Consider the following 10345-nt stretch of genomic DNA (forward strand, 5'->3'; position numbering starts at 1 on the left):
GGTGAGTACGGACGTTAGGTGAAATTATCCAGTGGATGATTTCAGCAATCCAGGAAGTTCCATAACTTAGTTTTGAACCTAAAGTTTCAAAACTCCCGAGTGCTAGAAACTGATTTGTTTCTAGCGCTTTTCTCACAGCGGAAAGTTTCAATATTTTCTTGATTCATTTTAAAAATTAAAATCATTGTTGTTCCTTTTAGAAACGCTTTACTTATTTTATTTTAAAATAGTTAGTCCGCATTCTAAGCATTTTCAGGTTTGAAAATGCTTTTTTAGTCTAAAAAAAAACATCTAGCAATTTTGCTAGATGCTTCAAAAACCACTCGTTAGTTTATCTTTTTAAACGTTTAGAACCTTATCCAAGAATTCTTTCAAACGTGGGTGTTGTGGGTTGTCGAAGATTTGGTCTGGTTTGCCGTCTTCGAGGAATTCACCGTCTGCTGTGAAGATGACGCGGTTGGCTACTTGGCGGGCAAATCCCATCTCGTGGGTAACGATGATCATGGTCATGCCTTGCTCTGCCAACTCTTTCATAACGTTCAATACATCTCCAACCATCTCAGGGTCAAGGGCAGAAGTCGGTTCGTCAAAGAGCATAATATCTGGATTCATGGCGAGTCCACGGGCGATGGCCACACGTTGTTTTTGACCACCGGAAAGGCTGTTTGGATTGGCATCGGCTTTATCTGCGAGACCAACTTTTTCCAATAATTCCATCCCGACTTTTTGAGCTTCTTCGCGAGTCATCAGTTTGTGCTCTACTGGCGCAAACATAATGTTTTCAAGGACGCTCATGTGAGGGAAAAGGTTGAAGTGTTGGAAAACCATTCCGATATTTTCACGGACCAAATCAACATTGGTTTTTGGATCGGTTAGATCATATCCATTTACGGTAATTTGACCTTTTGTAACTTCTTCGAGGAGATTAAGACTACGAAGAAAGGTCGATTTACCAGAACCGGACGGTCCGATAATACAGACCACATCCCCTTCGTAGAATTTTGTTGAGATTCCTTTTAAGACCTCATTTTCACCATAGTATTTGTGGAGGTCATGGACATCAATTTTTAATTTAGCCATTAGTTAACCTTCTTTTCTAATTGTTTTGCAAATCGTGTTAGCAAGGTGATAATCACGAGGTAGAAAACGGCAAGGATCGCATACATCTTGAAACTTTGGTAGTTTCGAGCAATGATGATCTTACCAGTTTGGAAGAGTTCGACCAATCCGATCGCAGAAACGATCGTCGTATCTTTCAGCGCAATGACGAATTGGTTCACAAAGTTTGGAAGCATGAGTTTGGTTGCTTGTGGCAAGATGATCTTACGCATGGTCTTGCCATAAGAGATTCCAAGGCTTCGGCTGGCTTCCATCTGTCCAATCGGTACAGCTTGGATACCCCCACGGACAATTTCTGCGATATAAGCAGCAGCATTGAGGGAGAGGGCGATGGTACCTGCTACAAAGTCGTTGATTGGGGATTGATGACCTGTGACAGATTCAATCAAGTTTGGAATTCCCCAGAAGATGAAGGCAGCAAGGATCATGAGTGGGATCCCACGAATAACATCGACAAAGATTTCTGCTGTCCATCGGAGCCATTTATAAGGGCTAACACTAAACATCCCAAAGATAACACCGATCACCATAGCAATCGCGAAAGAGAGAAGTGCAAGGGCAAGGGTTACACCCAAACCACTTAGCAATTGTTTGTAGTTGTTTTGGAGCAAGCCCCAGATTGTTGTTTCATCTACGGTTGTACTTGAAGTACTTGATTTGCTATCTGACTTAAGATATTTATCGAGAATCTTTTGGTATTGGCCATTTTTCTTTAAGTTTGCAAGACCATTGTTGAACATCTCGATCAATTCAGGATTTTCACCTTTTTTAACGGCAAATGCTAGTTGACCACTTGGAGTTCCTTCGATAGGTGTTTTGAATTTACGTCCTTGTTTAATAGCGTATTTGATGACGGGTTCGTCATCCATAATCGCAGCGACAGAACCTGAGTTCAAGCTGTCGTACATAGAAGCCCCGTCAGAGAAAGTTTTGATCTTGTAGCCATATTTATTTTTATTCTTTTCAAGGAAGGTCTGCGATGCAGTTCCGTTTTTAACACCGACCGTCTTACCTTTTAAGTCATCGTAAGAATCAATCTTGCTATCCTTTTGGACTGCAAGAATAGAGTTAGCAGTGTAATATGGTTCAGAAAAATCAAATGTTTCTTTCCGAGCATCGGTCACGGTCATCCCTGCGATTATTCCTTGCGCATGACCAGATTGGACATCACTGACCGCAGCGTCAAATCCAGGGTTATCAATTTCAATGGTAAATCCTTGGTCTTTGGCAATGGCCTTGATCAAGTCCATATCGATCCCTGTGTACTTATTTTTCCCATTTTGGAAGACAAATGGTGCAAAGGAAGAATCACTTGAGATACTATATGTTGATTTTTTGGGGGTTGCTTTTTGACCAGCAGGAGTAGTTGTTGTTGGAACGGCACTGTTCCCTGATGATTGACTTTCACCTGTCCATTTCTTGATGATCTCATCAAGTGTTCCATCAGCTTTCATTTGAGCGAGGGCCTTGTTAAATTCAGTGATTAGTTTTTCATGATTGCCACCTTTTTTAACACCAAAGGCAAAGCCACCGACTGCTTCCCCGTCCATATTGATCGCTAGGTCCTGACCCTTTTGGATTGCATATTGAATGACGGGTTGGTCATCCATGACTGCATCCACTGCACCAGCTGTTAAACTGTTGTACATGAGATCACCCGTATCAAAAGTCTTGATCTTGTAGCCGTATTTGTCCTTGTTTTTATCGAGGAAGCGTTGGGCTGCAGTACCGTTTTTGACACCGACGGTCTTCCCTTTTAATTGGCTGTACTTCGTGATTTTGTCAGCTTTCTTCGTCGCAATGACAACTTTTGTATCGTAGTAAGTATCAGACATGGTGAAGACTTTTTCACGTTCAGTTGTTTTGGTCATTCCGGCCATAATGGCATCTGCTTGACCAGCTTGGACAGCATTGACTGCAGCATCAAATCCAGGGAAGGATTTATCTAAATCCCAGCCATTGATTTCAGCGACCTTGTCCAAGATTTCTACGTCAATTCCTTTATAGGTTTGATCTGAATCTTTAAATTCAAATGGTGCATAAGCTGTGTCGAAAACGACCTTGATCGTCTCAGCATGAGCATGACCAGCGAATGCTACCAGTGGAAATAAGAAAAGCAAATAGGCTAGTAATTTTTTCTTCATTTCTGTCTCCTTTTTCTTCATTTCTCTTTGGGTGTTTGACCCATGAGTGCATTGACCAAAGGATGGCCTGAAAAAACAAAACATTCATACCAAATAGAGTATGAATGATCTTATGTTTTTCTATAAAAGCTATTATATCAGAAAAGTATCAGTTTAGCAAGAAAAACCAACTTTCGATGTCAGGTTTTCTAACATGAGGTGGTGTTGCAGGTCTGGGTTTTCTTTGTTACAATGGATCTATTCAGATAAATGGAGGTTACTAGATGAAGAAAGGGTTGATCATTCAAGGTATCAAAATGAAAACTTCTGTGTCAGTTTTCGTTTCTACACTATTCTACGTGTTTTTAGCTTCCTTCTTTATAGAAGGGGGACTATGGCTCAGTAGTGAAATGGTGGGACCATTTTCCACTGCAATAGGTTATCTAACCGAGTTCTTCTCACCAGGAAATGGGGTTGCAAGTGTCCAAGAATTTTTCTTCCATTATATTCTCTATTATGAGCTCTTCAGTTTTGTATTCATTCTCTTACTCTTTATTTTTTGGGTGAAGTTCATTGAGAAGAATCCCTTATCGACTTTAGGTTTTATAAAAAAGAACTGGCTCAAGTATCTAGGTTTGGGAATCTTGCTTTCCTTTCTTCAAATGGGAGTCATTGCTCTTGTCTACCAGTTGGGTGGAATTGGGTCTTTTGAGCTAAATGAATTAAGTTTAGAACCCATCCTCTTTATTCTAGGTTTATTCCCGTTTTGGCTTCTTCAAGGAGGGACTGAAGAAGTAGCCACGCGGGGGTGGCTACTGACTCGGATTGCTGCAAGAACCAATCTTCCCTTAGCAATCGCGATTTCTAGTAGTCTCTTTGGCATTCTTCATCTGGGAAATGCAGGAGTGACCTTCATATCTCTACTGAATATTGTCCTTGATGGGGTGCTAGCTGGTCTGCTCCTTATCTACACCGATAGCATCTGGCTAGTTGTCGCCCAACACGGGACTTGGAACTATGTACAAGGAAATCTCCTTGGTTTTCAAGTCAGTGGGACGGGGGCAGATGCCTCTATCTTCAGCTTTACCATGGGGTCAGGACCTGACTGGTTGACCGGAGGGGAATTTGGAGCGGAAGGATCGATCATCACAACTCTGGTTCTTCTAGTATCCGTCGTGATGGTTTACCGCTTAGGGGAAAGAAGAGAAAGAGTTGTTGAATAATAAGTGTGAAATGGCTGATAGGAAGGTATAAGGAATGAAAAAAAATGTTAAGAGAAAATTAATTTATTTTGGACTATTTACGATTATCTTTCTAGTTATATTATTTGTTAAACATTCATTTGATAAAAATAATTTATTGCAATATAAGTATTGGATTGCTGATACAGAAATCACAGATTATGAATTTCTTGAAAATGGAGAAGCAATCAGTGTTTCATGGGCTGCGAAAAAGAAAGTGACAGATGAATTAAGAATTCTAGGAGATAAGGTTAAGATAGGCGGGCCGGGTCATGCTGTAGGACAAAAGTTTATTATTTCTCAAGGTGCGAAATTGCAATCCGAACCATCAAGAGATATAACGCATAATAACTTTCCTTATTTAAATCGAAATATACCTAAGGATGGTGAATATTGGCATATTAACGTTTATGATACCTCAAATTCCAAATTAAAAAAGAAAGAATTGGATGTGTTTAAAATAACTAGAGAATATAACAAAAATTATTTTCCAATGTTTATATCCAACTCTCAGAAAATAATCGTTGATAGAGAAAATGAGTATATAACTTTAATAGTTGGTAAAATTGGTGATAAATCTTTTCAGGAACAAAAATTAATTAATTTGAAAACAGGTAAAATAATAGACAATCGAAATAATAAGATTAAAACTCACTCACTAAGTGTTGGTATTGAATGGCTTGAATCTTTTTCTAAGTTATTTAAAAGTAATGGGTTTGATTTTGAGGATAATACATTCCATTTTTGGAATGTAGGAAATAACTGGCTCCTAGATTCAAAGTATCCAAAAACACGAAAACTATTATTGAATAATATAGATAATAATTTTATTTATGTTCTCAATCCTAAAAATAGATTAGAAACAACTCTTAATGTTATTAAATTGGCATTTCCAAATGGCACAAATATTTTTAAAGATATCACGATACCGGCAGAAAACTCTATAGATTACAAAGAACATGTTGTTCAAAGTGAAGAGGAGTTTTTAAAATATTATAAAATTATAGTAAGATAAGAGTGAATCATTGATAGAATTGTATGCCAGTAAAAATTTCTCTTCAGCAACGAATGAAATAAAGCGGTAGTGTAAAAAAATTGTGTAAACAAAAAAGGAATAAATCTGTTAAGATTGAGTTTTGTTATTTAACATTGCTACAGGAAAAATTGAAGGTGATTTTATGTAACTTTCAGATACCTATGAAGATATATAAATAATATTCACTTACACAACCTTAGATAAATACACTGAGGAAAAGGAGTATCTAGTACAAAGTAGTATAAGCAATTACTAAGATTTGAACAATAAAAAAGATTTGATAAATTGCAAGAATAAGTGCAACATATCCTCGAACTCATCAACTAGGGCTTCACAAGCAGTTCTGAAAGATAACCATTTTCGTGGTCAGTAATTGATATCATATAAGACCTTGTTTAAAGCTTCATGAGAGATAGTGACTAAATTTGTTTTCATCGCTTCCTTTTTTAACCTTAGTGTCAAATGAAACTTTCGATCTTTTTGCTTAGCCCTGCAGTTGTACTGTTCCTGTGCTTTGATTGCAGAATAACCATTTTGGCATCGTCTGAAATACTATTTGTTTTTTGTTGCACTATATTTTACAATTTATCAATTATAAATGAAGGAAAGCCGAACACATATTGATGAGTTCGGCTTGTTTTATATAATGGGAATAATTAGCTTGACTTGGGCACCATGACTAATATTTTCTAAATGCATCGTTCCATTATGAAGTTTCATGACGCGTTTTACGAAAGATAAACCAAGTCCATAGTGACTTTCTTGAGAGGGTGTTCTTGCTTGGTCATCTTTATAGAAAAGATTTCCAGCATTCTGTAATATTTTTTTTGAAAAACTAGATTGGTTATTCCATATAGTTAGAACTAATTGACTATTTTCTTGTGAAATTGTTAGCTGGATTTGTGCATCATTTTCTTTTTGATGTTGTATTGCATTATTAATGATATTTGTGATTGCTCGGAAAAATAGATTGGAATGAATTGCAATTTGTGTTGATGGAGTTACTGTGTTTGTAAAAACAAAGTGTGTATTTCTGGGGAGTAAAGGTGAGATATGTTCCTGTAATTGATAAGTTACTTGTTTAATTGATATGTTTTCAAGTTGAATATCATGGTCGTAAAAGGTTTTGGAGTATTGGATGAAGTGGTTAAAATAATCGTTTAATTGAATACTTGCTTGCTCAAGATCTTTTAGACATTCCATTACTTGAGGTGTTTGTTTGGTAGATTGTAAGAATTCAGCATTTCCTCTTATGACAGTTAGAGGAGTTCGAAGATCATGTGCAGCGCTAGATACTTGAAACATGAGTTCTTTTTTTTGTTCTTTTTCATGTTCAATCCTATTTTTTATATCAGATTGCATTTTTTCGATTAGTTCATTTGTTTCAATAAATTCTTTAATCTGCAAATGGTGATGTTCATTTTTGGTGAAATATAGACCACTATGATAAACCATGTTCATTTCTTTTTGAATCTTGGTTAATAACTGTCTAATATTTATTACAATGATAACAATTAAAATGATGCAAAGATAAATCCAAGAACTGACGCTAAAAAATAAAGCAAAGCGATTGGCATTTTTCTCATTGATTCCAGATACAGAAGATAGAAGAGCGGGGAGTATGTAAAAAAGTATAAGACATAGAAGAAATTGCCAAATGATTTTAAGGTAGGTACGCTTAATGAGTTGCTTGATCGTCAATTCTTTTTCCATTTGTATCCTCCTCCCCATACTGTTTTGATGGGATCAATTTGATGAGTTTTAAATTTTTGTCTAATTTGATAGATGTATTCGGTGATTGACCGTAGTTGAGCATCAGAGCTTACAGGATAAAGATAATTGTAAAGTTCTTCTATGCTAAATATTCGGTTTTCATTTTTGGCTAAAAGATAAAGTAAATCAAACTCTCGCTTAGTTAGTGATATTCTCTTTGATTGATAATAAACTTCTTGACGATCTCGATAAAAAGTAATATCTGAATTCATTTCTTCTTTAGAGGCAGGGTGAGATCTTTCTTCTCTCCGAAGATGCATTTGAATTCTTGCAATCAATTCTTTAATACTGAATGGTTTTGTGATGTAATCATCGGCTCCGGCTTGTATTCCTTTTAGTAAATCTTCTTCAAAATCTTTAGCGGTTAGAAATAAGATTGGAGTAGCAATTTGTGGACGAATGGAACGACAAATTTCTAAACCAGAAATAGGCATCATGACGTCAAGTAAAATTAGATCAAATCCAGTAAAGTCACAGATATTGATCTCCTCTATATTTTTACGAGTTTCCACGTGAAAGTTGTTTGCTTCTAATGCATTCCCTATTAATCGTAAGATTTTTTCATCATCGTCAATGGCTAAAATTTTATACTTCATAGTTCCTCCAATTATATGAGCATATTATAGCAAATATAGAATGTAATTTGTTGAAAATAAAAAAAATAATTATTCTGAGAATTTCCTGATTTTCTCCTGTTATACTTGCTCCAAGTGAAGGTGGAATTTCACTAAAAGTCAGAAGGGAAAAAGAATGAATGATAACAATTCAAAAGCTACATAAGGAATATAATAATAAAATTGTCCTTCAAAACGTGTCTTTCAAAGCTAAGAAAGGTGAGATTACTGGATTGATTGGACCGAATGGATCTGGAAAATCAACTTTAATCAGAATTTTACTTGGCTTAGAAAATAGTCAAATGGGAATGGCATTGATCAATGGCAAAAAATACTCTCAATTGGGAGATAATCCTTTTTGTATTGTTGGATCGTTCCTTGACAGTTGCCAACCTTACCCAACCAGAACAGGATTTCAGCATCTTCGGTGGATTGGGTTGGCTTGTGGGGTTGATAGAAATAGGTGCAAGGAATGTTTAGAGTTGGTGGGGTTAAGTGAAGCTAAAAATAAAAAGGTAAAAGACTATTCATTAGGAATGAAGCAACGTCTTGGGTTAGCAACAGCCTTATTAGCAAATCCTGACATCTTAATTTTAGATGAACCAATCAATGGACTAGATCCAGAAGGAATTCGCTGGGTACGTAATTTTTTACAATCTTTTGTCAATGAAGGTAAAACTGTATTAATGACAAGTCATTATATGAGTGAGTTAGAATTAACTGTAGATCATTTGGTTGGTATTTCTAATGGCAAAATTGTTATTGATGCTCCTACAAAAGATATTTTGAAACAGTTTGGCTCTTTTGAGGAAGCATATTTTAAAGCACTCGAAGGGAAAGAAGGTGAATAATTTGTTGAAGCGTTCCTTTTTTAGTGACCTTTATAAATATAGTAGTTTACCTACTTTTAAAGTTACTTTTTTTCTTATTTTGGGAGTCAGCATATTTTTTACAATTCAAAATATCCAGGTGATAAATGCCTTAGTAGAAGGAAATGGACAAGCGGTTAACCTTGATCCATCTATGTTATCATCGAATCCAGTGTATACAGTCAGGGATGCTCTCTTATCTTCACCCTACCAAGCAAGTGTCATTTTCTTGCCAATTCTTGTTTCACTTGTTTATTCAACCCATTATCAATTTGGTGATGATTATTTTAGCCAGTTATTGATTCCTAACTGGAAAGTTCGTCTTACTGGGTTTATTGCAAGTTCGATTGTCCTATCGTTACTCTCTACTTTAATATTTTCTATAGTAAACGCTGTTATTTTATTCGTTTTTCTAGATTCAACTCTAAAGAATTTTTTAGAATTGACATTGTTTTTAGATGTCACGGTAAGAGTTATGATATTTGCAATCGTTCTTACTTTATTAGCTTTACTTTTCGTAATCGTAACGAAAAAATCAATGACTGCATTAATTGCAGACGTTTTATTATTGGTAATCACCTTATCAGGTATTCTAAGAGGAATTTCCTCTAAAATAGAAAATCTATTGCCTTTGATTGGAGCAAAGTCATTTGCATTTGGCCGAATCGAAGGGACTCAAACGAGCCAATTGTACGGGTTTACACTTTTAGTAGTAGAAGGGATCTTGTTCTTGGTGTTCATAATGGTTGTAGAAATGATTCGAATGAGGAGGAAGAATGGCAAGAATATTATTTAGTCTTATCGTCAAAAAATATAGTTTAAAACCCGTAAAGTACCAGATAGCTATACAGTCACTTTTGATAGGTTTTGTGTGTCTCTTCTGTGTGTTACCAGTTTCAATCAATGATACTGTTGTACAATTATCTATAAAGCAAGCTCTTGTTTTTGCCTCAATGCTCTCTGTTAGTATAGGGTGTGTTAATGCATTTGTTGAGTTACAATCACACGAAACAAAACTAGTTTATTTGGTAAGTGGAAAAAGGATCTTTAGTTCAATTAGGATCCTGTTCGTAGAGTTATGTGATGTAGTACTACAATCAACCTTGTATTTCATTGTACTGCTTATATGGTTTCATTTTTTTAGTAGCGAAAATGGTGTCAGTTTAGAAATTTTCAGCTTCTATTTGATTGGCTCCATCCAATACTTTTTAATATCTTACTTCTTAAGTTATTTTTTCAAAAGTCCAATGGGGAGTTTAGCTATTTTGTTGCTATTTCCTATTTTGGTACAACCATTCATAGAAAGAGTAATGGAACCATTGACTAGTTATCTATTTTATAATATTGTTGCGGATACCATTTTAGGTAGTGCTTCCAATCTACAACTCTGTATTTACGTTATTGGATTTGTATGTTCACTTGGAGCAACTCTCTACTTCTTGGTAAGGAATCAAGAAGTTAAGTAGTAAATAAAAATGATACTGATGAGCAAACTTATCTAATTTTGGGAGAGTGGGACAGAAATCGGTCATTCGTTAGAATTCGATTTCGTCGTCCCACCTCCGCACAG

General features: G+C 35.8%; 9 protein-coding genes and 1 pseudogene. 5 read left to right on the forward strand and 5 right to left on the reverse strand.

The window, feature by feature from the left end; all coding sequences use genetic code 11:
* Positions 1-339: 339 nt before the first annotated feature.
* Positions 340-1080, reverse strand: a complete 741-nt coding sequence (locus ADI76_RS05045) for an amino acid ABC transporter ATP-binding protein (RefSeq protein WP_003007564.1) — start codon at positions 1078-1080, stop codon at positions 340-342.
* Positions 1080-3263 carry an amino acid ABC transporter substrate-binding protein/permease gene (locus ADI76_RS05050; protein ID WP_049514995.1) on the reverse strand — a complete coding sequence of 728 codons (2184 nt, stop codon included), beginning with the start codon at positions 3261-3263 and terminating at the stop codon, positions 1080-1082. Before ADI76_RS05050 ends, ADI76_RS05045 begins: the two co-directional genes overlap by 1 nt.
* A 263-nt stretch (positions 3264-3526) precedes the next feature.
* On the opposite strand from ADI76_RS05050, the gene ADI76_RS05055 reads away from it, so the two are divergent.
* A complete protein-coding gene (locus ADI76_RS05055; protein WP_049514996.1) occupies positions 3527-4465 on the forward strand; it encodes a CPBP family intramembrane glutamic endopeptidase in 939 nt (312 codons plus the stop codon).
* A 34-nt stretch (positions 4466-4499) separates the two neighbouring features.
* Positions 4500-5498, forward strand: a complete 999-nt coding sequence (locus ADI76_RS05060; RefSeq protein WP_049514997.1) for a hypothetical protein — start codon at positions 4500-4502, stop codon at positions 5496-5498.
* 459 nt (positions 5499-5957) lie between these two features.
* On the opposite strand, the pseudogene ADI76_RS11905 reads toward ADI76_RS05060, so the two are convergent.
* From ADI76_RS11905 to ADI76_RS05070, 3 genes and pseudogenes are all read right to left on the reverse strand, one after another.
* Positions 5958-6065, reverse strand: a pseudogene (locus ADI76_RS11905) (IS30 family transposase); the annotation flags it as partial.
* A gap of 93 nt (positions 6066-6158) precedes the next feature.
* Positions 6159-7232 carry a sensor histidine kinase gene (locus ADI76_RS05065; RefSeq protein WP_049514998.1) on the reverse strand — a complete coding sequence of 358 codons (1074 nt, stop codon included), beginning with the start codon at positions 7230-7232 and terminating at the stop codon, positions 6159-6161.
* Positions 7217-7888, reverse strand: a complete 672-nt coding sequence (locus ADI76_RS05070) for a response regulator transcription factor (RefSeq protein ID WP_049514999.1) — start codon at positions 7886-7888, stop codon at positions 7217-7219. Before ADI76_RS05070 ends, ADI76_RS05065 begins: the two co-directional genes overlap by 16 nt.
* A 158-nt stretch (positions 7889-8046) precedes the next feature.
* Here ADI76_RS05070 and ADI76_RS05075 point away from each other — a divergent pair, with 158 nt between their 5' ends.
* Genes ADI76_RS05075 through ADI76_RS05085 form a run of 3 tightly spaced genes read left to right on the forward strand, consistent with a single transcriptional unit; the run spans position 8047 to position 10241 of the window.
* On the forward strand, positions 8047-8757 hold the full coding sequence (locus ADI76_RS05075; RefSeq protein WP_049496324.1) for an ABC transporter ATP-binding protein: 711 nt from the start codon (positions 8047-8049) through the stop codon (positions 8755-8757).
* 1 nt (position 8758) lies between these two features.
* The gene (locus tag ADI76_RS05080) at positions 8759-9571 is read left to right on the forward strand and encodes a hypothetical protein (RefSeq protein ID WP_193390724.1); all 813 of its coding nucleotides are present in this window, start codon (positions 8759-8761) and stop codon (positions 9569-9571) included.
* The gene (locus tag ADI76_RS05085) at positions 9552-10241 is read left to right on the forward strand and encodes a hypothetical protein (RefSeq protein WP_049515001.1); all 690 of its coding nucleotides are present in this window, start codon (positions 9552-9554) and stop codon (positions 10239-10241) included. Before ADI76_RS05080 ends, ADI76_RS05085 begins: the two co-directional genes overlap by 20 nt.
* Positions 10242-10345: the final 104 nt, after the last annotated feature.

Origin of the sequence: Streptococcus parasanguinis (assembly GCF_001074805.1) — a bacterium.
In the GTDB taxonomy this organism is placed as follows: Bacteria; Bacillota; Bacilli; order Lactobacillales; family Streptococcaceae; genus Streptococcus; species Streptococcus parasanguinis_A.

Coding starts and splice junctions, on each gene's coding strand:
- ADI76_RS05045 (WP_003007564.1), bottom strand. CDS start 1,080: ATGGCTAAATTAAAAATTGATGTCCATGACCTCCACAAATACTATGGT.
- ADI76_RS05050 (WP_049514995.1), bottom strand. CDS start 3,263: ATGAAGAAAAAATTACTAGCCTATTTGCTTTTCTTATTTCCACTGGTA.
- ADI76_RS05055 (WP_049514996.1), top strand. CDS start 3,527: ATGAAGAAAGGGTTGATCATTCAAGGTATCAAAATGAAAACTTCTGTG.
- ADI76_RS05060 (WP_049514997.1), top strand. CDS start 4,500: ATGAAAAAAAATGTTAAGAGAAAATTAATTTATTTTGGACTATTTACG.
- ADI76_RS05065 (WP_049514998.1), bottom strand. CDS start 7,232: ATGGAAAAAGAATTGACGATCAAGCAACTCATTAAGCGTACCTACCTT.
- ADI76_RS05070 (WP_049514999.1), bottom strand. CDS start 7,888: ATGAAGTATAAAATTTTAGCCATTGACGATGATGAAAAAATCTTACGA.
- ADI76_RS05075 (WP_049496324.1), top strand. CDS start 8,047: ATGATAACAATTCAAAAGCTACATAAGGAATATAATAATAAAATTGTC.
- ADI76_RS05085 (WP_049515001.1), top strand. CDS start 9,552: ATGGCAAGAATATTATTTAGTCTTATCGTCAAAAAATATAGTTTAAAA.